General features: G+C 70.4%; 20 protein-coding genes. 10 read left to right on the top strand and 10 right to left on the bottom strand.

Annotated elements, in window-relative coordinates:
* Positions 1 to 3 precede the first annotated feature (3 nt).
* The gene (locus tag M4V62_RS23845) at positions 4 to 438 is read left to right on the top strand and encodes a PPOX class F420-dependent oxidoreductase (RefSeq protein ID WP_249589260.1); all 435 of its coding nucleotides are present in this window, start codon (positions 4 to 6) and stop codon (positions 436 to 438) included.
* A gap of 30 nt (positions 439 to 468) precedes the next feature.
* Here the strand turns inward: M4V62_RS23845 and M4V62_RS23840 are convergent, their stop codons facing one another.
* A complete protein-coding gene (locus M4V62_RS23840) occupies positions 469 to 1,461 on the bottom strand; it encodes a TolB-like translocation protein (protein ID WP_425575132.1) in 993 nt (330 codons plus the stop codon).
* A gap of 117 nt (positions 1,462 to 1,578) precedes the next feature.
* Here M4V62_RS23840 and M4V62_RS23835 point away from each other — a divergent pair, with 117 nt between their 5' ends.
* Positions 1,579 to 2,322, top strand: a complete 744-nt coding sequence (locus tag M4V62_RS23835) for a GDSL-type esterase/lipase family protein (RefSeq protein WP_249589258.1) — start codon at positions 1,579 to 1,581, stop codon at positions 2,320 to 2,322.
* 89 nt (positions 2,323 to 2,411) lie between these two features.
* On the top strand, positions 2,412 to 3,701 hold the full coding sequence (locus tag M4V62_RS23830) for a DUF418 domain-containing protein (RefSeq protein ID WP_249589257.1): 1,290 nt from the start codon (positions 2,412 to 2,414) through the stop codon (positions 3,699 to 3,701).
* On the opposite strand, the gene M4V62_RS23825 is transcribed toward M4V62_RS23830, so the two are convergent.
* Both M4V62_RS23825 and M4V62_RS23820 read right to left on the bottom strand, forming a co-directional pair.
* Positions 3,685 to 4,182 (bottom strand): triphosphoribosyl-dephospho-CoA synthase, encoded by a 498-nt coding sequence (locus M4V62_RS23825; protein WP_344646342.1) that lies wholly within the window; start codon positions 4,180 to 4,182, stop codon positions 3,685 to 3,687. The two genes, M4V62_RS23830 and M4V62_RS23825, sit on opposite strands and share 17 nt — an antisense overlap.
* 134 nt (positions 4,183 to 4,316) lie before the next feature.
* The gene (locus M4V62_RS23820) at positions 4,317 to 4,823 is read right to left on the bottom strand and encodes a carboxymuconolactone decarboxylase family protein (RefSeq protein ID WP_249589256.1); all 507 of its coding nucleotides are present in this window, start codon (positions 4,821 to 4,823) and stop codon (positions 4,317 to 4,319) included.
* Between the two features lie 15 nt (positions 4,824 to 4,838).
* Between M4V62_RS23820 and M4V62_RS23815 the strand changes: the two genes are divergently transcribed.
* From M4V62_RS23815 to M4V62_RS23805, 3 genes are all read left to right on the top strand, one after another.
* Complete coding sequence (locus M4V62_RS23815; protein ID WP_249589255.1) at positions 4,839 to 5,393, top strand: MarR family winged helix-turn-helix transcriptional regulator; 555 nt, start codon at positions 4,839 to 4,841, stop codon at positions 5,391 to 5,393.
* 72 nt (positions 5,394 to 5,465) lie between these two features.
* Positions 5,466 to 6,071, top strand: a complete 606-nt coding sequence (locus tag M4V62_RS23810) for a Uma2 family endonuclease (protein WP_249589254.1) — start codon at positions 5,466 to 5,468, stop codon at positions 6,069 to 6,071.
* 58 nt (positions 6,072 to 6,129) lie between these two features.
* Complete coding sequence (locus M4V62_RS23805; RefSeq protein ID WP_249589253.1) at positions 6,130 to 7,122, top strand: aldo/keto reductase; 993 nt, start codon at positions 6,130 to 6,132, stop codon at positions 7,120 to 7,122.
* 132 nt (positions 7,123 to 7,254) lie between these two features.
* Here M4V62_RS23805 and thpR read toward each other — a convergent pair whose 3' ends face one another.
* Positions 7,255 to 7,824 carry an RNA 2',3'-cyclic phosphodiesterase gene (gene thpR / locus M4V62_RS23800; protein WP_249589252.1) on the bottom strand — a complete coding sequence of 190 codons (570 nt, stop codon included), beginning with the start codon at positions 7,822 to 7,824 and terminating at the stop codon, positions 7,255 to 7,257.
* A gap of 111 nt (positions 7,825 to 7,935) precedes the next feature.
* On the opposite strand from thpR, the gene M4V62_RS23795 reads away from it, so the two are divergent.
* A complete protein-coding gene (locus M4V62_RS23795; RefSeq protein ID WP_249589251.1) occupies positions 7,936 to 8,442 on the top strand; it encodes a GNAT family N-acetyltransferase in 507 nt (168 codons plus the stop codon).
* A gap of 12 nt (positions 8,443 to 8,454) precedes the next feature.
* On the opposite strand, the gene M4V62_RS23790 is transcribed toward M4V62_RS23795, so the two are convergent.
* Positions 8,455 to 9,795 (bottom strand): MFS transporter, encoded by a 1,341-nt coding sequence (locus M4V62_RS23790; RefSeq protein WP_249589250.1) that lies wholly within the window; start codon positions 9,793 to 9,795, stop codon positions 8,455 to 8,457.
* A gap of 105 nt (positions 9,796 to 9,900) precedes the next feature.
* Positions 9,901 to 10,338: a MarR family winged helix-turn-helix transcriptional regulator gene (locus tag M4V62_RS23785; RefSeq protein WP_249589249.1), complete on the bottom strand. Its 438-nt coding sequence runs from the start codon at positions 10,336 to 10,338 to the stop codon at positions 9,901 to 9,903.
* Positions 10,339 to 10,481: 143 nt separating this feature from the next.
* Between M4V62_RS23785 and M4V62_RS23780 the strand changes: the two genes are divergently transcribed.
* Positions 10,482 to 10,664, top strand: a complete 183-nt coding sequence (locus M4V62_RS23780) for a BrnA antitoxin family protein (RefSeq protein ID WP_249589248.1) — start codon at positions 10,482 to 10,484, stop codon at positions 10,662 to 10,664.
* A 36-nt stretch (positions 10,665 to 10,700) separates the two neighbouring features.
* On the opposite strand, the gene M4V62_RS23775 is transcribed toward M4V62_RS23780, so the two are convergent.
* On the bottom strand, positions 10,701 to 12,143 hold the full coding sequence (locus M4V62_RS23775; RefSeq protein WP_249589247.1) for an NCS2 family permease: 1,443 nt from the start codon (positions 12,141 to 12,143) through the stop codon (positions 10,701 to 10,703).
* A 211-nt stretch (positions 12,144 to 12,354) separates the two neighbouring features.
* Here M4V62_RS23775 and M4V62_RS23770 point away from each other — a divergent pair, with 211 nt between their 5' ends.
* Both M4V62_RS23770 and M4V62_RS23765 read left to right on the top strand, forming a co-directional pair.
* Complete coding sequence (locus M4V62_RS23770) at positions 12,355 to 12,624, top strand: DUF2530 domain-containing protein (protein ID WP_249589246.1); 270 nt, start codon at positions 12,355 to 12,357, stop codon at positions 12,622 to 12,624.
* 114 nt (positions 12,625 to 12,738) lie between these two features.
* Positions 12,739 to 15,141, top strand: a complete 2,403-nt coding sequence (locus M4V62_RS23765; protein ID WP_249589245.1) for an HAD-IC family P-type ATPase — start codon at positions 12,739 to 12,741, stop codon at positions 15,139 to 15,141.
* A 6-nt stretch (positions 15,142 to 15,147) separates the two neighbouring features.
* Here the strand turns inward: M4V62_RS23765 and M4V62_RS23760 are convergent, their stop codons facing one another.
* From M4V62_RS23760 to M4V62_RS23750, 3 genes are all read right to left on the bottom strand, one after another.
* On the bottom strand, positions 15,148 to 15,981 hold the full coding sequence (locus M4V62_RS23760; RefSeq protein WP_249589244.1) for a DUF5707 domain-containing protein: 834 nt from the start codon (positions 15,979 to 15,981) through the stop codon (positions 15,148 to 15,150).
* A 313-nt stretch (positions 15,982 to 16,294) separates the two neighbouring features.
* Positions 16,295 to 19,450: a sacsin N-terminal ATP-binding-like domain-containing protein gene (locus M4V62_RS23755; RefSeq protein WP_249589243.1), complete on the bottom strand. Its 3,156-nt coding sequence runs from the start codon at positions 19,448 to 19,450 to the stop codon at positions 16,295 to 16,297.
* A gap of 76 nt (positions 19,451 to 19,526) precedes the next feature.
* Positions 19,527 to 20,465, bottom strand: coding sequence for a DUF3027 domain-containing protein (locus M4V62_RS23750; protein ID WP_249589242.1), 939 nt, complete (start codon positions 20,463 to 20,465; stop codon positions 19,527 to 19,529).
* Positions 20,466 to 20,578: the final 113 nt, after the last annotated feature.

The raw sequence follows: 20,578 nt of genomic DNA, 5'->3' as shown, positions 1-20,578 counted from the left end.
GGGATGACGCCGAACCCTGCGAGCCCCGCGGATCCCGCGAACTCCGGAGCGAGCGCCGCGCTCGCCCCGTTCGTGAAGCAGTACACCGTCCTGCTCACGAGCCACAAGAAGGACGGCACGGGCGTGGGCACCCCCGTCAACATCGTCGTCGAGGGCGACCACGCGTACGTCCGCACGTACGCCACGGCCTGGAAGGCCAAGCGCATGCGCCGCAACCCCGAGATCGAGATCGCCCCGTCGACGGTGCGCGGCGCGCCGACCGGGCCCGAGATCAAGGCGCGGGTGCGCCTCCTCGACCAGGGCGGCGAGGAGAACAAGCACGCGTCGAAGCTGATGCGGCGCAAGCACCCGGTGCTGCACGGGGTCTTCGTACCGCTCACGCACAAGGTGAAGCGGGACAAGACGCTGCATTACGAGGTGCGGGTGCTGGGCGAGTAACTCGGGCGGCCCCGGGCCCCCTTGCCTCCGCTACTTCCGCCGGAACATCCGCTTCAGCCCGAAGAAGCCGACGAGCACGGCAAGGGCGACCGCGCCCAACTTGACGCCACCGCCGACCCCGGAGTCCCCTCCGGCCCCCGCCTCACCGGAACTGCCGCCGCTTGAGCCCGAGTCGGAGCCGCCGCCCGCTCCCTCCACCTCGACGGGCTCGACGTCGCTCTGCCCGCCCTCGGTGCCGTACATGAGGGTCGTCCCGTCCAGGGTGTACGTCACGGACTCGCCCTGCCGCTGGAGCGGAACGCTCAGCCGTCCCTCGCGCTCGGGCTTCTTCCCCTCGCCCTTCCACGTGTACGAGACTCCGCCGAGGTAGCCGCGCAGTGCGAGCTGCTTGCCGTCGGGCGAGAAGGCGCCGTCCGTGGTCCAGAGCCCGGTGTCGCCGAGACGCTTGAAGACGTTCACCCCGGAGGCGGACATCTGCGCGGGCCCTTCGTAGAGCCCGCCGCCCTCCTCCTTCTTGTCGGCGATGTAGATCCGCCCGGTCTTGGGGTGCACCATCAGGGCCTCGGCGTCGCGCGCCCCGTCCTCGTACTTCACCGTGTACTGGGTGGCGCGGACGGTCTGGTCGCCCAGCTTCTTCGGCTCGGGCAGCTTGTAGATCCACACGTGGGACCAGGTGCCGCCGAGGTTGTCGCCGATGTCGCCGACGTAGATGTTGCCGTCGCCGCCGACCGAGACGGCCTCCACGTCGCGGGGCGTGCCGACACCGGTCATGGTGACGGTGGCGACGGTCTTGCCCGTCTTGCCGTCCACCGCGTAGAGCAGCGCACCGTTCTTGTCCTGGTCGTTGTGCGTCCAGTAGACGCCCGGGTGGGCGCGGGACGCGGCCAGACCGCTGGACTCGATGATGCGGGGGTCCTTGATGACGAACCCGTCGTGGCTGTCGTCGCCGTCGGCGGCGGCAGGGCCGGTGGCGCCGGCGAGGACGAGCAGGGCTCCGGCACCGACGACACTCATGGCACCCATCGAAGAACGCAGTGAACGCATGGGCCAAGCCTGCCACCCCGGCGGCGAGGGGCGGACGTTCGGCGGGTGGTCAGCCTCACATCGCAGGCCGGGGCCTTGATCCTGGATGATGAGCGGATGCTCAGGTTCATGTTCGTCGGTGACTCGATGACGATCGGCAGCGCGGGGGAACACACCTGGCGCCACCGGATGTGGCAGCACTTGCTTGCCACGCTCGGCGACACGGATTTCGCCGTGGTCGGCCCGCGCAGGGCGCTGCACGACAAGGTCTCCGGCGAACCGGTCTCGTACGACTACGCCTGCACGGACCCGGCCTTCCCGCGCCACCACTTCGCGGGCTGGGGCGAGGGCTGGCTGCACATGGCGCCGCAGATCGCGGACGCGGTGCGGCGGGACGGCGCCGACGTCCTGCTGGTCTCGCTCGGCCTGATCGACCTCGGCTTCTACACGAACGCGGAACAGACGGCGCAGAACATGCGCGCCTTCGTGACTCAGGCCCGCTCGGCGAACCCCCGCATCCGCCTTGTCCTGCTCCCGGTGATCCCGAACATCCGGGCCCGGACGGACGCCCCGTTCGCGGCGGAGGTGGCGCGCTTCAACGTGCTTCTCGCCAAGGCGGTGGCGGACCTGGACACGGGCGCGTCCCCGCTGCTCCTGGCGTCGGCGCCGCCGTCGTACGACATCGACGTCGACACGTACGACGGGACGCACCCGGGCGAGAGCGGCGAGCACAAGCTGGCGGCGGCGTTCGCGGACGCGATGCACCAGGCTTGGGGGCTCGGCGCGCCGTACGCGCCGACGCCCCTGCCCCTGACCGTGCCCGTGCCCGTGCCCGTGAACGAGCTGTCGACTACCGGCTAGGTCGACCTTCAGGGCCCCTATCCCTTCGGCAGCCGCCGCTAGCCGGAAGACTGATGTCCCGTGCGTGGTCGCCTTCCTAGCGTTCAGGCATGACGGTCGAGAGCACTGAAGAGGCGGACGAGGCCACACCCCGGGCCCGGACCGTACGGACCGCGCCCCGGCGCGCAGGCGTACTTCCCGGCGAGCGGGCCCTCGCGCCCGATCTCGCGCGTGGGCTCATGCTGCTGTTCATCGTCCTGTCCAACACCGCGTTCCACCTGAGCGCGGCCCGGCACGGACCGTCCGGGTGGCAGCCGGTGGACGGCGGGTGGGTCGATCACGCCGTGCAGTTCACCATGATCACCGTCCTTGACCTGCGCATCTATCCGCTCTTCGCGTTCCTCTTCGGGTACGGGATGATGCAGCTCTTCCTGCGGCAGACGGCTGCCGGGACCTCGGAACGCGAAGCCGTACGGCTGCTGCGCCGGCGCAGTCTCTGCCTGGTCGTCATCGGGCTTCTGCACGCCACACTCCTGATGGCCGGGGACATCGTCGGCTTCTACGGGATCATCAGCCTCGCCCTGGGCTGGCTCTTCCTGCGGCGCAGCGACCGCGCGCTGAAGTGGTGGATCCTGATCGCCACCGCCCAGCTCCTGCTGCTCGCCGCCGAGCCCGTCGTGTCCGCCCTGCTGTCGGGCGAGTTGGGCACGATGGGCGATGCGGGCGCGGAGCCGGGGGCGGACGCGTTCGCGGCGGGCGAGGGGAACTGGCTGACGGCGGCGGGGACCCGCTTCACGACCGGCCTGTTCGTCACCTTCGCGGCGGCTCCGCTGTCGCTGGTGGGCGGCGTGTACGTGATCTTCCTGCTCGGCTTCTGGGCGGCGCGCAAGGGCGTACTGGAAGAGCCTGGGCGCCATCTGCCCCTGCTGCGTCGGACCGCCGCGATCGGCATCACGGTGGGGTGGCTGGGCGCGCTGCCCGCGGCGCTGGCCCACGTCGGGGCGATCACCGTCCCTGACGACGCGCAGAGCGAGGGCGGGGTGCTGACCCTGCTGCGGGACGTCACGGGGAACGCGGCGGGCCTCGGATACGTGGCGGCTGTGGCGTTGTTCGTCCACTGGTGGACGCGGCGGGAGTCCCGCAGGGGATCGAAAGCGGTCACGGCGATCTCCGCCGTCGGCAAGCGCTCCCTCTCCTGCTACCTCGCCCACTCCCTGATCTTCGCCCCGATCCTCGCCGCCTGGGGCCTCGGCCTCGGCGCCCATCTGACGAGCGCGACCATGGCGCTGTTCGCGGTGGGGGTGTGGCTGGTGACGGTGGCCGGGGCGTACGCGATGGAGCGGGCGGGGCGGCGGGGTCCTGTGGAGGTGGCGCTGCGGCGGGTCATGTACCGGAGGTGAGAGCCCGGCCGCCGGACCCTCCCGAGCCCGAACTCGCCATTGTGGCCCGCTCTTTGGCAGGCCACGTCGACGCCACGTCGTCGAGGAAGCTGCCGCACGCCAGCAGCGCGGCGCTGCCTCGCAGGCGGAGGTTCCCTCGGTGAAGTTCGGCGTCGAGTGACGTGAGGGCGGCGGCGCCTTCGGGGGTCGTCGTGCCGCCCGCGTCGAGGATCGCCCGCGCCCCGGCCTGGACCGCGCGCAGTCCGTGCGGTCCCGCCGCGTACAGGATCCCGGTGTCCTGAAGCGTGCTCATGAGGGAGACGAGGACATCCGGTCGGCCCGCCCCTCCGCGCAGAGCCGCCAACGCCTGCCGCACATGCGGGAATCCGGCCCGCGCCTCACCCCGCGCCCCGTACCGCGCGGAGACCGCCGAGCAGGGAGAGGGAAGGCGCGGCGCCGAGCGGTCCCGAAGCGTGGCAAGGCGTTGGGCGGTGTCGGTCAACTCGCCTATGGGAGCCGCGGGTTGCCGCAGCGCCGTCGCGGCCACACGGCCGCGACGCCAGGCCCGGTTCCGGTGCGTTCCCTCGGGGCGCGCTGTGATCCGCCTGTGCCTCACACTCGCCCCCCCAGGGCACCTCACGTGGCGCGCGTCAGCCGGTTCGCCAGCGTCGACATCGTGTACGTACCGATGCCCATCACGACCTCCAGGGCATTGCGCTCCGTGTGACCCGCCGCAAGGAACCTCTTCAGCTCCTCGTCACCGACGCCACCCGCACGCGCGAGCACCTCCAGCGTGAACTGCCGTACCGCCTCCAGCCGTTCATCGCCCAGCGCCCGCCCCTCACGCAACGCGGTGATCACCTCGGCCTCCGCACCCAGCTTCCGCAGCTTGGCGGTGTGCATGGTCACGCAGATGTGGCAGTCGTTGCGTACGGCCACGGTCATGATGACGACCTCGCGGGCCACCGGCTCCAGCGTCGTCCGCTCGAAGGACGCGCTCAACTCCAGGAAGCCGTTGAGCAGTTCGGGCGACTCCGCGAGCCGCGCCACCGCACTCGGCGTCTTCCCGAAGGCGGCGGCCGTGCGCTCCATCGCGGCGCGGGACTCCGCGGGCGCGGTTTCCACGGTGTGCTCGGCGAACAAGACGTACCCCCTACGATGGACAACGTGGTTGACGAAAAAAAGGTAAACCAGGTTGTCGATTCCCGCAAGGGTGAGCCGCCGGAGAAGGGTGCGCCGCCGGAGAGCGACGACGCGCGCGGCTACGAGCTGCCGCTCCTCCTCTTCGCCGGGTTCCGCACGCTGATCGACCGGCTGCACGCCGAGCTGGCCCGCCAGGGCCACCCCGACGCACGCCCGGCCCACGGCTTCGCGATGCAGGCGATCGGCGTACGGGGCGCGAGCGCCAGCGACGTAGGCCGCCGTCTCGGCGTCTCCAAGCAGGCCGCGGGGAAGACGATCGACCGCCTCATCGCCCTCGGCTACGCGGAACGCACCGACGACCCGGCCGACGCCCGCCGCAAGCTGGTCCGCCTCACCCCGCACGGCATCGACATGCTGCGCCGCTCGGCGGCGATCTTCGAGGAGCTGCGGACGGAGTGGGCCTCCGCCCTGGGCGCGCGGCGCCTCCGAGCCCTGGAGTCCGACCTGCGCACGGTCGTGCCGCCGGACGCGTTCCGCCTCGACGCGGCGGGGTGGCTGGGCGGGTCGTGACCTTGCCTCCGTGCGTATCGTTGTACTGCGCGGCTGTACTCGACCGAGAGGCAGCCGGGGAGGAGCGCCACGATGACCGTCGTAGACACCGACAGGATCGAGATGGCTGAGAACGGCGACAGGAACGCCCTGGACGTGATGTTCAAGGCGCTCGGGCGAGACCACTTCCTCGAAGGCTACCGAGTCGAGATCGTCGGGGGAGCCGTCTTCATGACGCCGCAACGGAGCACGCACTGGCAGATTATTCGCCGAATCGTCCGAGCCCTGGAGGACAGATTCGGCATGGAAGTGATGGTGCTCTCCGACGTGCGCATCGATTTTCCCGGAGGCCAGAACGGTTTCTGCCCGGACGTGGCGAAGCTGCGGGACGAAGCAAACTGGTCCCATGAGCGCGGTTGGCTCTACGAGGACGTCGAATTTGTCGCCGAGGTCATCTCCAAGGGAACTGCCGAGAACGACTACTACGCCAAGAAGTACGCATACGCGGCAGCCGGAATCCCTGCCTATCTGATCGTGGATCCTTACGAAGGGCAGTGCCACCTCTACACCCAGCCCAAGGAGAGCGACAACGGCATCGACTACGCCAGCGAACTCCCGTTCTCCTTCGGCTACGAAGTCGACCTGACCTGCACGCCGGCCGACCTCATCCTCAAGACCGACGATTTTCCCCGCGACTGACCAAAGCCACCCCGACCCCCTTGCCTGGAGCCCACTCCAAGCCGTTGGCTGAGTACCCATGAAGTACACGCAGCTGGGACGCACAGGACTCAAGGTCAGCCGACTCGCGCTCGGGACCATGAACTTCGGGCCGCTGACGAACGAGCCTGACAGCCACACGATCATGGACGCCGCACTCGACGCGGGCATCAACTACTTCGACACTGCCAATGTCTACGGGTGGGACGAGAACAAGGGCCGCACCGAAGAGATCATCGGCACCTGGTTCACGCAGGGCGGCGAGCGGCGCGACAAGACCGTGCTCGCCACCAAGATGTACGGGAACATGGCCCTCGACGGGAAGCCGGCCTGGCCCAACCACGATCTGCTCTCGGCGGTCAACATCCGCCGCTCCGTGGAGGCTTCGCTCAAGCGGCTGCAGACCGACTACATCGACATCTACCAGTTCCACCACATCGACCGCCGCACTCCCTTCGAGGAGATCTGGCAGGCGATCGACGTCCTCATCGGCCAGGGAAAAATCCTCTACGCGGGTTCATCAAACTTCCCGGGATACAAGATCGCCCAGGCCAACGAGATCGCCAAGCGCCGCGGCAGCTACGGCCTCGTCAGCGAGCAGTGCCTCTACAACCTCGCCGAGCGCAGCGCCGAGATGGAGGTGATCCCGGCCGCCCAGGACTACGGCCTCGGTGTCATCCCGTGGTCGCCGCTGCACAGCGGACTGCTCGGCGGCGTGCTCAAGAAGGAGGGCGAGGGCTCGCGGCGCACCAGCGGCCGGGCCGCATCCGAGCTCGCCAAGCCCGAGGTGCGCGCGCAGGTCCAGGCGTACGAGGACCTGCTCGACAAGCACGGCCTGGAGCCCGGCGAAGTGGCGCTCGCCTGGCTGCTCACCCGGCCCGGCATCACCGGGCCGATCGTCGGTCCGCGCACGTCGGAGCAGCTCACCAGCGCTCTGCGCGCGGTCGAGCTCGACCTCTCGGACGAGCTGCTCGGCGCCCTGGACGAGATCTTCCCGGGGCCGGGCCCTTCGCCGGAGTCCTTCGCCTGGTAGGAGCTCTACGCGGCCGCGGTCATCGCCTCACCTCACTGGCCGACCGCGGCCGCCACGGCCACCACGACGAACATCACTACGAGCACACCGGCCATGATCCGGTTCCTGGTTTTCGGGTCCACGTAGTCGAGGTTAACCGGCTCCGCCCAGTGGCCATCGACCGACCACCTCATAGCGGGGCCGCTCCCCCGGCACCCCGCTCCTGGGCAGATTGCTCCGTACGAGGCTCAGCTCGGCCACGGTCCACTCCTCGCCCGCGAAGTCCGCGAGGGCGTCGACGTACGGGCGCAGGGGCGGCTCGCCGTGGCCGCGGGCCAGCGTCAGGTGCGGGCGGTAGTGGCGGTGCTCCTCCATGGTGATGCCGGACTTGCGGGCCGCGGCGTCCGCCCGCTGGGCGAGGAGGCGGAGGGTGTCCACGTCGCCCGCCGCCCCGGCCCACAGGGCTCGGTCGCCGAAGTGGCCCGAGCCCTGGAGGGAGAGGGGGAAGGGGGCTGTGCGGTGCGCGGCGCGCTCCAGGCGGGTGGAGAGCTCCGGCAGCGTCTCGTCCGGTACCTCGGACATGAAGGCGAGCGTGAAGTGCCAGCTCTCGCGGAGCGTCCAGCGGAGGTCTTCGGTGCCCGGCAGGGGCTTCAACTTGGCTGCCGCCTCGGCCAGTTCGTCCGCCGCCGCCGGTGGCGGCAGCACCGCCGCGAAGAGTCTCATGGGGTGAGTCTCGCCTCCGGCGGGGGTTTTCCCCAACCCGTCGTCACCGGCTCCGCCGAGTTCGTCCTCAAACGCCGGACCGGCTGAAAGACCCTGAGCGAGGATGGCCGCATGGATCACATAACCATCCGCCCCGCAGGACCCGACGACATCCCCACCGTCCTCGCCCTCTTCGACGACGCCGTTGCCTGGCTCGTCTCGCAGGGGCGCACCGGGCAGTGGGGCGACCAGCCCTGGTCGACGCGCCCCAAGACCATCGCCCTGGTCGAGAAGTACCTGACCACGGGCTCCGCCTGGATCGCGGAGACCGGCGGGGAGCCGGTCGGCACGCTCACCCTGACCGACGGGCCGGGGTCGTACATCGCGCCGGTGGACGAGCCCGAGCGGTACATCCATCTGCTGACCGCCAAGCACGGCTCCGGCGCGGGCTCCGCCCTGCTCGCGCACGCGGCAGCGGAAACCCGGAGTCAGGGGATCTCCCTGCTCCGGGTCGACTGCTACGCGGGCGGTGACGGCAAGCTCGTCGCGTACTACGAGCGCAACGGCTTCACGCGGACCGAGGCCTTCGTCGAGCAGGACGGCACCTGGCCGGGCCAGATCCTGGCCCGGCGGGTGTAGCCGAACAGGGGCTCACGCCGCCGTCGCCAGCTGCTCGCGCGGCACGAACTGCACGTGCTGCTGCCCGCGCCGCAGATCCACCTTCAGCCGCAGGTTCGCGGCGCGGGCCAGCATCAGGCCGACGCCGACCGCGGCCACGGCGCAGATGAGGCCACCGGCGGCCATGCTCAGGCGCACTCCGTACGCGTCGGCGAGCCAGCCGAAGAGCGGTCCGCCAAGCGGCGTACCGCCGGTGAAGACCATCATGAAGAGGGACATGACGCGGCCGCGCATCTCCGGGTCCGTGGCCATCTGGACCGAGGAGTTGGCGGTGACGTTCACCGTCAGGCCCAGGATGCCCATCGGGACGATCAGGGCGACGAACATCCACAGGTCGGGTGCGAACGCGGCCACGATCTGCAGCACGCCGAAGGCGATCGCGGCCGCGGCGAGCAGCCGCAGGCGCGAGGTGCCGCGGCGCGCGGCGAGCAGCGCTCCGGCCAGGGAGCCGATCGCCATCAGGGTGTTGAAGAGCCCGTACATCCCCACTCCGCCGTGGAAGATGTCGTCCGCGAAGGCGCTCAGCCAGATCGGGAAGTTGAACCCGAACGTGCCGATGAAGCCGACGAGGACGATCGGCCAGATCAGCTCGGGGTGCTTGGAGACGTAGTTCAGGCCTTCCCTCAGCTGCCCCTTGCCGCGCGGCTTGCGCGGGGTGTGGTGCAGCTCGCTCGTGCGCATCAGCATCAGGCCCGTGAGCGGCGCGAGGAAGGACAGGCCGTTGGCGAGGAACGCCCAGCCGGGGCCGACGGCCGCGGTGAGACCACTGGCCACGGCGGGGCCGATGAGGCGCGCGGACTGGAAGTTCGCCGAGTTCAGCGAGACGGCGTTGCGGACCTGGTCGGGTCCCACCATCTCGGACACGAAGGACTGCCGGGTCGGGTTGTCGACGACCGTGACGAGGCCCGTGAAGAAGGCCGCGAGGTAGACGTGCCAGACCTGGACGTGGCCGCTCAGGGTGAGCGTGGCGAGGAACAGGCCGCTGATGCTCATCGCGCCCTGGGTGCAGAAGAGCAGCTTGCGCTTGGCGAAGCGGTCGGCGATGACGCCGCCGTACAGGCCGAACAGGAGCATCGGCAGGAACTGCATCGCGGTGGTGATGCCGACCGCGGCCGAGGATCCCGTGAGGCTCAGGACCAGCCAGTCCTGGGTGATGCGCGCCATCCATGTGCCGGTGTTGGAGACAACGGCGCCGGAGGCGAAGAGCCGGTAGTTGCGGATCTTCAGCGAGCTGAACATCGACGACTTGGCGGCGGGAGACTTGTCGAGGGCGGTTGGTGCGGGGGCGGAGTCTGCTCCGGATCCCGTACTCAAAGTGGGTTCGCCTCCTTGGCGTCGGGTGGCACGGCGGCGGCCGGGGCCTGCCTCGTGCGCTCTCTACAGATGGGTGAGCGCTGTCTACAGATGGACGTGCACTGTCTACAGATGGGCGAGCTTCTCCAGGACGGGGGCGGCGGCGCGCAGTCGCGCCCACTCGTCCTCGTCGAGGTGCTCGGCCAGGCCGGCCAGCCAGGCGTTCCGCTTGCGGCGGCTCTCCTCGAGCATGGCCTCGGCCGTCTCCGTCTGGGTCACCACCTTCTGGCGGCGGTCCTCGGGGTGCGGCTCTAGCCGGACGAGACCCTTGGCTTCGAGCAGCGCGACGATGCGGGTCATCGACGGCGGCTGCACGTGTTCCTTGCGGGCCAGCTCACCGGGGGTGGCGTGGCCGCAGCGGGCGAGGGTGCCGAGCACCGACATTTCGGTGGGGCTCAGCGATTCGTCGACCCGCTGGTGCTTGAGTCGACGGGACAGGCGCATCACGGCGGAGCGCAGGGAGTTCACGGCGGCGGCGTCGTCACCATGGGAGAGGTCCGGCATGTTCGTTAGAGTAACTCATTACTCTAACTAAAGACCACTCGATTCCCTCATCCCGCGCCACAGAACCCTTTCGTCACCCATATGAGTGAGGTGGCTTCGGAAAGTGAGACGCGGGCCGCCGAGCGGCAGGGACCCTGGCACGCATGGGATCGACAGTGCTCAGCCTGCGAATAGACGGGGAGCTCCTGGACCGGCTCCGGCAGCACGCCGCCAAACGGGGAATGAGCGTCCAGGACTACGTGGTCGGGACGCTCATCAGGGACGACTTCGACGAGCGCTTCCAGAGCGCCGTCGAGGAGACGGAAAAATTCTACGGGGCGGCCTGACGGCCGCCCCGTATGTACGCACGCAGGACCGGAGGGTTACGTGAGACCCAGCGCCGGCATCAGGTAGTAGAAGCCGAAGACGGCCGCCACGACGTACATCGCGGCCGGCACCTCTCGGCCGCGGCCCGCGGCGAGGCGCAGCACGGTGAAGCTGATGAAGCCGATGCCGATGCCGTTCGTGATCGAGTACGTGAACGGCATCATCAGCATCGTCAGGAACGCCGGGATCGCGACGGTGAAGTCGGTCCAGTCGATCTGGGTGATCGAACCGGACAGGATCAGGAAGCCGACCGCGAGCAGCGCGGGCGTGGCCGCCTGGGACGGGACCATCGTCGCGATGGGCGTGAGGAACAGCGCCACGGCGAAGAGACCGCCGGTGACGATGTTGGCGAAGCCCGTACGGGCGCCTTCGCCGACGCCCGCCGTGGACTCCACGAAGCAGGTGGTGGCCGACGAGGACGAGGCGCCGCCGGCGGCGACCGCGATGCCGTCGACGAACAGGACCTTGTTCATGCCGGGCATGTTGCCGCTCGCGTCGGTCAGCTTGGCCTCGTCGCCGATGCCCATGATCGTGCCCATGGCGTCGAAGAAGCACGACAGGAGCACGGTGAAGACGAAGAGGATGCCGGTGAGGAGGCCGACCTTGTCGAAGCCGCCGAACAGGCTGACCTGACCGACGAGGCCGAAGTCCGGTGTCGCGACCGGATTGCCGGGCCACTCGGGCGTCGTCAGGCCCCAGGAGGGCACCGTCGCGACCGCGTTGATGACCATCGCGACGATCGTCATGACGACGATGCTGATGAGGATCGCGCCGGGCACCTTGCGCACGAGCAGGCAGAGCGTGAGCAGCGCACCGAGGACGAAGACGAGGACGGGCCAGCCGTTGAGGTGTCCGTCGCCGCCCAGCTGGAGCGGCACCGTGGTGTGCGCGGCGTCCGGGATGCGCGAGACGAAGCCGGAGTCGACGAGGCCGATCAGCATGATGAAGAGGCCGATGCCGATCGCGATGCCCTTGCGCAGGCTCAGCGGCACGGCGTTCATCACGCGCTCCCGCAGGCCGGTCGCCACGAGCAGCATCACGACGAAGCCCGCGAGGACGACCATGCCCATCGCGTCGGGCCACGACATGCGCGGCGCGAGCTGGAGGGCGACCACGGTGTTCACGCCGAGACCGGCGGCGAGGGCGATCGGGACGTTGCCGATGACGCCCATGAGCAGCGTGGTGAAGGCGGCGACCAGGGCGGTCGCGGTCACCAGCTGGCCGTTGTCGAGCTGGTGCCCGTACATGTCCTTCGCGCTGCCCAGGATGATCGGGTTCAGCACGATGATGTAGGCCATCGCGAAGAAGGTGGCGAAGCCGCCGCGGACCTCTCGGACGAGGGTCGAACCCCGCTCTGTGATCTTGAAGAAACCGTCGATGCCGCCCTGCGGGGGCGTCGGCGGTTTGGCGTCGACCGGGGCTGTGGCCGAGGAAGGCATGCGGGACCTCGTGGACTCAGAGAAGGGGAAGATCGTTAAGTGGCGAGTGTTGATCGATTTGTTTGTTCTTACGAAAACAACCAGCCATTAACGAGCCGTTTCAGTATGAATACATGAGAGGGAATTCGCTATCTCCGCGCGTAGACCCTTGTGGCGCCTGGCCGTACAAGCCCCCGCGGGACCCCGCCCCGCGTACTCGTAAGCTGTGCGCATGGAGAAGTGGACCCCAAAGCACGACGCGCCGGAGCCCCTGGAGGGCCCCGTCGTCGCCACCATCACGGGCGGCACGATCCTCTGGTTCGTCCTCTTCCTGGTGCAGCTGCCGTTCTACGGCTGGTTCGACGACCGCGACGCCACCTGGTGGGTGTGGACCTGCCTCGCCGGAGCCGGCCTCGGCCTGATCGGCATCTGGTACGTGCGGGGCCGCGACGCCGCGATCAAGCGGGACGCGCAGAGCAAGGCCGCGGCCGCCTCCGAGTAGCACCTGCCGCGGTAAGCCTCCGGTACGACCACGGGACGGTCCGTGTCCTACCGTGGTCGGATCTTTGGGCCACTCAAGGGGTGAACCCCCCATCCCGCCCGTACCGTCGATGCCATGACGCATATCGACGCGGGCGCCGAGCTCGACCCGGTCCACCCGGTGGCGCCACCCACCGGACGCGCGACGGGGCTGAGTGCCGCCGAGGTCGCCGAGCGGGTCGCACGCGGCGAGGTCAACGACGTACCCATCCGCAGTTCACGGTCCACCACCGAGATCGTCCGGGCGAACGTCTTCACCCGTTTCAACGCGATCATCGGCGTGCTCTGGGTGATCATGCTCTTCGTCGCGCCGATCCAGGACAGCCTCTTCGGCTTCGTGATCATCGCCAACACGGGCATCGGCATCATCCAGGAGCTGCGCGCCAAGAAGACCCTGGACGGACTCGCGGTCATCGGCGAGGCCAAGCCCACCGTGCGGCGCGACGGAGTGGCAGCGGAGATCTCCACCTCCGAGATCGTCCTCGGCGACCTGGTGGAGCTGGGGCCCGGCGACAAGATCGTCGTCGACGGCGAGGCGGTCGAGACCGACAGCCTGGAGGTCGACGAGTCGCTCCTGACCGGTGAGGCCGACCCCGTCATCAAGAAGCCCGGCGACAGGATGATGTCGGGCTCGTTCGTGGTCGCGGGCGGCGGCGCCTTCACCGCCACGAAGGTCGGCCGCGAGGCGTACGCGGCGCAGCTCGCCGAGGAGGCGAGCCGCTTCACGCTCGTCCACTCCGAGCTGCGCAGCGGCATCTCCACGATCCTCAAGTACGTGACGTGGCTGATGATCCCGACCTCGATCGGCCTCATCATCAGCCAGCTCGTCGTCAAGGACGACAACTTCAAGGAGTCCATCGCCTACACCGTCGGCGGGATCGTCCCCATGATCCCGGAGGGGCTCGTGCTCCTCACCTCGGTCGCCTTCGCGATCGGCGTGATCCGTCTGGGCCGCCAGCAGTGCCTGGTCCAGGAGCTCCCCGCGATCGAGGGCCTCGCCCGCGTCGACACGGTCTGCCTCGACAAGACCGGCACCCTCACCGAGGGCGGCATGGACGTCACCGAGCTGCGTCCGCTGAACGGCACGGACGAGACGTACGTACGCAGGGTCCTCGGCGCCCTCGGCGAGTCCGACCCGCGGCCGAACGCGTCGCTCCAGGCGATCATCGACGCCTACCCCGACAGCGAGGAGTGGCGCTGCACGGAGTCGCTGCCCTTCTCCTCGGCCCGCAAGTACAGCGGCGCCTCCTTCAGCGAGGGCGACGGCAACAGCTCGACGTGGCTGCTCGGCGCCCCCGATGTGCTGCTGCCCGACGGCGACCCGTCCCTCGCCGAGATCGAGGACCTCAACCAGCAGGGCCTGCGCGTGCTGCTCCTGGCCCGCGCCGCCGGTGAACTGGACGACCCGGACGTGGCCGCCGGAGCCCGCGCCACCGCCCTGGTCGTCCTGGAGCAGCGGCTTCGCCCCGACGCCGCGGACACCCTGCGGTACTTCGAGGAGCAGGACGTCAGCGCCAAGGTCATCTCCGGCGACAACGCGGTCTCGGTGAGCGCGGTCGCGGGGAAGCTGGGCCTGCCGGGCGCTCAGAACACCGTGGACGCCCGCAGACTGCCCACGGAACAGGGCGAGATGGCCGAGGCCCTGGACGCCAACTCCGTCTTCGGGCGCGTCACCCCGCAGCAGAAGCGCGACATGGTGGGCGCCCTCCAGTCACGCGGCCACACGGTCGCGATGACGGGCGACGGCGTGAACGACGTGCTCGCCCTGAAGGACGCCGACATCGGCGTCTCGATGGGCTCGGGCTCGGAGGCGACACGGGCGGTCGCCCAGATCGTGCTCCTGAACAACAGCTTCGCGACGCTGCCCTCGGTGGTCGCGGAGGGCCGCCGGGTCATCGGCAACATCACGCGCGTGGCGACGCTGTTCCTGGTGAAGACCGTCTACTCGGTCGTCATCGCACTGCTCGTGGTCTGCTCGCAGGTGGAGTACCTGTTCCTGCCGCGCCACTTGACGCTCCTGTCGACCCTGACGATCGGCGTCCCGGCCTTCTTCCTCGCCCTCGCGCCCAACAAGGAGCGGGCCAAGCCCCACTTCGTACGAAGGGTCATGCGGTACGCGATCCCGGGCGGTGTCGTCGCGGGCGTCGCCACCTTCTGTACGTACCTCCTGGCGCGCCACCACTACGCGGGCGCGGGAGCACGGGAAGCCGAGACCAGCGCGGCCACCCTTGCGCTGTTTCTGATCGCCATGTGGGTGCTCGCGATCATCGCCCGCCCCTACACGTGGTGGCGGATCGGGCTGATCGGAACGATGGGTCTCGGCTTCCTGCTGGTGCTCACCGTGCCGTGGCTTCAGGACTTCTTCCAGCTGAAGCTGGTCGGCACGACGATGCCGTGGGCGGCGGTCGCGATCGCGGCGGTGGCCTCACTGGTCATCGAGGTCATCTTCCGCTGGGTCGGCCGCCGCTTTCCGGCGTAGCCGGTACTAGTTGACGTCCACGAAGTCGGCGGTCGACGTGACGGCCGGGGTCGTGGACGTACCGGCGAAGACGTAGCGGTAGTAACCGTCCGCGGAGGCGGTCACGGTCGTCTTCAGCGCGCCGCTGGAGCCGGACGTGATCGTCTTGAGGGTGGTGTAGGAGGTCGCGCCCTTCTTCTTGTACTGGAGCTTCACGGACTGGCTGGTGTAGCCCGCGTACTTCGAGGTCTCCCAGTTGGCGCGGGTCAGGGCGCCGGTGACCGTGAGGGTCTTGCCCTTCTTCACCGGCTCGGGGGAGGCGTTGGTGGTGAGGCGGGCGTTGCGCTGGATGCTGGCGTAGCCGACCGTGTCCTTGATGACGTAGTCGCCGTCGTTGCCGATCGCGTTCGCCGACACCTTCCACTTGCCGGCCAGGATGTTGCTGTAGAGGTCGAGCTTCGGGTCGACCGTGACGTTGACCGTGCAGGTGGAGGTGGTCGCGTTGACGACCTTGCAGGTGGCCCCGGCCTCATCGGAGAGGAGCAGGCCGTCGATGTCGCTCTCGATGTCCGAGCCGTGCCACAGGAGGGCATCGGCGTCGTAGATGCCCTCGGGGTCGGTCGCCGTGATGGCGACGGTGAACTTCTTCTTCTCGGTGGTGCCGACCACGATGTTCTTGCCACCGTTGACGGCGACCTTCGTGATCTTCGTGTCGCCGACGACCTCGTCGACGGGCGCGTTGGCGGCGAAGGGCGCGAACTTCGGGACGTTCGGCTCGTCGGCGGCCTGGGCGGCCGGGACGACGAGAGCGGACAGAGCCAGGGTGCCGGTCAGTGCGGCCACGGTGGCACGGATGCGCATGTGTTTCCCCAGGTGGGAAGGGGGCGCCGCGGTGTATGGGGGTTGTCACGCGGAGCCCAGTGATCTAGGAGTCTGTTGACTCGGAAGATCAGACCCGCGAACGGGACTTGTGGTTGTACGGGAAGTGAAGATTGTGTGACCGGGTTCTGGAGGACAGGATTCCACCCCAACGGCCCGGACCCCGAAGGAGGCGCGGGGAACTGCGCAACCAGCCACGACACAGCCGCACCCAGGAGCCAACCAATCAGCAGGCCCGGGCCCCGAAAGGGGCGCGGGGAACTGCGCGGTCAGCCCCCGCGAGCCCGCAGACGGGTCAGTCGAACCAGCGGTCCCGCTCCAGCTCGTCCGTACGCGAGGGATCCTCCAGGAGCGCCGCGACCTCGAAGCGGCGCGGCCACTGGCCCGCAGCCCAGGCGAGCCCGGCGGCGACACCCTCCAGCGTGGCGGCGTGAATCGTGCCGTCCGGCGTCCGGCGCCAGTCGAGCTCGACGCCGCCCGCGATGAGTTCCTCGTGCTCGATGTACGTCTCCGGGGTGGCCGCCCCGAGCAGGATCCGCACCGAGTCCGGCACCGGATGCTCGGCCCCCTCCCCCGCGGGCTCCACGGCCGCCGTCTCGCTCAGCCTGCGCACCTGGAACAGCTCGGCCAGGTCACGCGCCTTGCGGGGCGCCACGGGCAGCAGGGCCACGCCCTCGGTCAGCGGGAGCAGGTCGGGGGCGTCGGCGACGACCGCGTCCGCCACGTCGACGACCACGACCTCGCCGTCCACGACGGCCCGCACCTCGTCCGGCAGCGTCACCTGCTCCGGGTCCAGATCGGCCAGGGCGCCGTACAGCGCGTGCAGTTGGGCCGCCGAAACGGTCCTCTCCGGGTCCGCGAGCCGGTCGAGCAGTTCGGCGGCGCCGCCGGGCTCCTCCAGGAGGGCGGCGACCGACGTGCGGACACCGAGTGCGCGCAGCACCTGCTCGTCGTCGAACCCGGAGGCGTCGGCAGCGTCGTAGAGACCTTCGAGCAGCGGGTCACTGCCCGAGGCCCGAAGACCGGCGGGACGCCGGCCGCCGAGGACGGGATTGCCGCGCAGCCACCACGCCGTGTACGAGCGGACGGTCTCCGTCGTGCCGTCCGGCAGCAGGATCCGCAGCGGCTGCGTCAGCGCGTCCCGCAGCGGCGGGCGCGAGAGCATCGCCAGGGCCTGCGGCCAGCAGTCCTCGTCGACCAGATCCAGGTCCCGTACGGCGATGATCTCGGTCGCGACCGGCGGCACGGGCGTCTCCGGAAGCCGGTCGAGCACGTCCTCGCACCACACGTCGACCGCGTCGAGCAGACCGGCGTCGTCGGGCTCGGCGAAGTCGCCGTCGCGCGGCTCCAGTTCGTCCGGGTCGAGCACGATGTCCGTGGCGCGGACCAGCGCGAACGTGGCGAGCACACCGCACGCGGCCAGCGGCTGCTCGCCCCAGCGCTCGGCGAGATCGGCGTCCACCGTGGCGAGTTCGTCCTCGCTCATGATCTGGGCGAACGGGCTGCCGGGGAAGACGAGTTCCCCGGCGGGAGCGAGGTCGCCGTCCTCGTCGTCAGGGAGGGCGAGCGCGCCGAGCCAGGGCTCGTCGCCGGGCGCGAGGTTCGCGTCGCGGACGAGCGAGAGCACGATGTCCGCCAGCTCCTCGGCGTCCACGGCGTCCTCGTCCCACGTGTCGTCGTCGAGTGACGCGGCGACGGCGGCGCGGACCTGAGGAGTCGTCAGGACGGCGCGGGGCGTGGCGGGCAGGGCGCCGAGCTTCTCCAGGAGGGGATGCACGGCGTCGGGGTGCGCGACCTTCAGGCCGAGCCGGACGAGGGCGGCGGGGTCGCTGTCGTCGCCGGTGACGGGCAGGAGGACCTGGCGGGGCCCGATGGTCGTGCGCCCGTCGGCGAGCGGGACGGGAAGCCCGGTCAGGCGGTCGGGGTCGACGCCGGCGAGGGTGTCGTAGAGCCGCCGCCACCAGCCCGGCTCCCGCTCCAGACCCGCGAGGCGGTCGATCGCCTCGGTCAGCGCGACGCGGGCGACACCGAGGGTGCGCAGCTCGGCCCGCCGCTCAAGTCCCGCCGGGAGCAGGCTCGGCAGCACATCGGCGAGCACGCGTACGGTGTCGGCGCCCGCGCCCTCCACGACCTCCGCGTCACGCGGCCGCAGCGCGACGGGGACCTCCCACTCGGGTACGTCGGGGTCCTGTTGCGGGACGGCCTCCACCGCGGGAGGCAGGAAAGCCGTGCGGGGCAGCCGGTCCAGGATGGCCTGGCGCAGCGCGCCGTCGAGCTCGCTCTTGCCGAGCGGGCCGGGGACGAGGCTGATGATGCCTTCCCCGACGGGCCGCCAGTCGGCGAGGAGTTCGGCGTACGCGTCGGCGGCGCGCTGCACGAGGAAGTCGGTGAGGGGTCCGGGCGCCGCGTGCCGCCGGGTGGTGTCGAGCGGGAACGAGGCGATGAGCAGGGCGGGCACCCCGAGCGGCTCGTCGCTGGGGGTCGGCGCGTGCAGGACGGGGGCGCTGCGGGGCGGCTTCGGGGCGCCTTCGCGGTCGGTGGGCACGGCCCAGGTGACGGACCAGTGGGGCCGCAGCCGCTCTTCGACGGGCCGGTCGGCGAGGAGGTCCGGCTCCAGGGAGCCTTGCCTGCTGACGATGCGCCAGCGAGTGCCACCGTCACCATCACCGACATCGTCACGGCTGTCGAAGACGTCCACGTAGCCGGGCTCGGCGGTGCGGCGAAGGGTGCGGGGAGCCTGGTCCCCGACCTGGACGACGACTTCTTCGAGCCCGGGAAGGGCAAGGAGGAGAGCGTCATCGATGCCGTCGAGCAGCCGCACGACGAGATCTTCGGCAGCGGCGTCGCGCAGGGGCAGGATGACGACGGTGTCGTACCCGTCCGGGGCGCTCCCCTCGGCGGCGAAGGGCAGCCGCAGCAGCGGCACGTGCCCGTCACGCCTGCGGACCTCGTCCCCGAGCCCCGGGCTGAACCGGGCCGTGTCGGCGGCGAGTTCACGGGCCTCGCTCAGGGACCAGCGGACGCCGCCGGTACGTCCGACGAGGGCGGGCTCGTCGGAGACGGCGAGCACGGCGGCGAAGCCGACGCCGAACCGCCCGACGGCGCCGTTGTTCTGCTCCTCGCGCTTGGCGGAGGCGCGCAGGGTGGAGAGGGACTCGACGCCGGTGGCGTCGAGGGGGGTGCCGTTGTTGGCGGCGGCGAGCACTCCGTCCCGGAGGGTGAGGGCAAGGCGTCCCGGGGCACCGGCGCGGGCCGCGGCGTCGGCGGCGTTCTGGGCGAGCTCGACGATCAGCCGGTCCCGGTAGCCGCCGAGGGCGAGGTCCTCCTCGGCGTTGGCGTCCTCCCGGAACCGGGCAGGACTGGCCGCCCAGGCGTCGAGGACCCCCCGCCGGAGCCGTGCCGTGCCGAACGGGTCATTACCCTCGGCCGCCGGCCGCACGGTCTTGCTCACGGTGTCGTCTCCCTCGCTTGGTTCGCGGGGCGAACGGTACCGCGTCCTGGGGTTTCCCCCAGCGGGAGCCCAGAGCTCAGCTGTGGCCGAGTTCCTCCGCCGCCCCCTCCAACGGCACCGACCCCGAGTCGGGCGCGGGCCGCAGCGGCAGGACGTCCACCCGGGTCTCGTCGAGGACGGGCGCGGCAGGCCGCGACGGCTTCGGCATCACGGCAGCCTCCGAGTGGCCCCCGCAGCCGTACGCGAGGGACACGACATGCCCGTCCGCCGGACCGAACTCATTCGCGCACACACCGAACGCCTGCCCGAGCGATCCGCCGATCGGGGCAAGGAAGCCACAGCTGACGCAGGACGCGGGCGCCGCCTGCGCCATCGCCGTCTTCGCGCCGTGCGACTCCTCCCAGCGGTCGGCCGCGGCATGCAGGCCGTACCGGGACAGGACGCGCGCCCTGCGCATGCCCAGCTCGTCGGCGATCGCGGCGATCGAGCCGCGCGCGGGCGCCGACGGCACCTCGGCGGACGGCTCCGCGGTGATCTCGGCGTCCTCCGCCTCGACCAGCTCCGCCATCTCCTCCGAGAACACGGAGTTCGGCGGCGGCTCCTCCTCGCCCGAGTAACCGGGCTCCAGGCGCAGATCCTCCGCGTCCGTGGGCAGCAGGTCCCCCGGGCCCATGTCACCGGGGCGCAGCCGCTCACTCCACGGCACCCACTCGGGGGCCAGCAAGGCGTCGGGACCGGGCAGCAGCACCGTCTCGTCGAGCGTGACGACCTTGGCGCGCGAGGCGCGGGCCACCGTCACGGCCCAGCGCCAGCCCCGGTAGCCGAAGTCCTTGCACTCGAACAGGTGCGTGACGACGCGGTCGCCCTCGACCACGGCCTCGACGTGCTCGCCGACCACACCGGGCGCGGCGGCTTCTTCGGCCGCGTCCCGGGCCAGTCCCACCGCCTCGGCGCACAGGCGGTCGGGAGTACGCGGGGTACGCGGGGTACGGCTTCGCGTTGTCGCTGCGCTCACAGGTATCGCTTCTCCATTACGCCGTCTCACGAGTGCGCCACCCATACGCGGGAGTGCGGACGGAGCGGACCGGAGGGCCGCGTCGACGTCCGCGCCCGAACGTCCTCGGGCGC

The organism is Streptomyces durmitorensis, from assembly GCF_023498005.1.
Lineage (GTDB): Bacteria > Actinomycetota > Actinomycetes > Streptomycetales > Streptomycetaceae > Streptomyces > Streptomyces durmitorensis.
Note: the sequence above shows the minus strand (reverse complement) of the source record. Positions and strands in the feature narration are given on the sequence as shown.

Coding starts and splice junctions, on each gene's coding strand:
- M4V62_RS23845 (WP_249589260.1), top strand. CDS start 4: ATGACGCCGAACCCTGCGAGCCCCGCGGATCCCGCGAACTCCGGAGCG.
- M4V62_RS23830 (WP_249589257.1), top strand. CDS start 2,412: ATGACGGTCGAGAGCACTGAAGAGGCGGACGAGGCCACACCCCGGGCC.
- M4V62_RS23765 (WP_249589245.1), top strand. CDS start 12,739: ATGACGCATATCGACGCGGGCGCCGAGCTCGACCCGGTCCACCCGGTG.
- M4V62_RS23805 (WP_249589253.1), top strand. CDS start 6,130: ATGAAGTACACGCAGCTGGGACGCACAGGACTCAAGGTCAGCCGACTC.
- M4V62_RS23810 (WP_249589254.1), top strand. CDS start 5,466: ATGACCGTCGTAGACACCGACAGGATCGAGATGGCTGAGAACGGCGAC.
- M4V62_RS23770 (WP_249589246.1), top strand. CDS start 12,355: ATGGAGAAGTGGACCCCAAAGCACGACGCGCCGGAGCCCCTGGAGGGC.
- M4V62_RS23775 (WP_249589247.1), bottom strand. CDS start 12,143: ATGCCTTCCTCGGCCACAGCCCCGGTCGACGCCAAACCGCCGACGCCC.
- thpR (WP_249589252.1), bottom strand. CDS start 7,824: ATGAGACTCTTCGCGGCGGTGCTGCCGCCACCGGCGGCGGCGGACGAA.
- M4V62_RS23760 (WP_249589244.1), bottom strand. CDS start 15,981: ATGCGCATCCGTGCCACCGTGGCCGCACTGACCGGCACCCTGGCTCTG.
- M4V62_RS23780 (WP_249589248.1), top strand. CDS start 10,482: ATGGGATCGACAGTGCTCAGCCTGCGAATAGACGGGGAGCTCCTGGAC.
- M4V62_RS23835 (WP_249589258.1), top strand. CDS start 1,579: ATGCTCAGGTTCATGTTCGTCGGTGACTCGATGACGATCGGCAGCGCG.
- M4V62_RS23785 (WP_249589249.1), bottom strand. CDS start 10,338: ATGCCGGACCTCTCCCATGGTGACGACGCCGCCGCCGTGAACTCCCTG.
- M4V62_RS23840 (WP_425575132.1), bottom strand. CDS start 1,461: ATGGGTGCCATGAGTGTCGTCGGTGCCGGAGCCCTGCTCGTCCTCGCC.
- M4V62_RS23795 (WP_249589251.1), top strand. CDS start 7,936: ATGGATCACATAACCATCCGCCCCGCAGGACCCGACGACATCCCCACC.
- M4V62_RS23815 (WP_249589255.1), top strand. CDS start 4,839: ATGGACAACGTGGTTGACGAAAAAAAGGTAAACCAGGTTGTCGATTCC.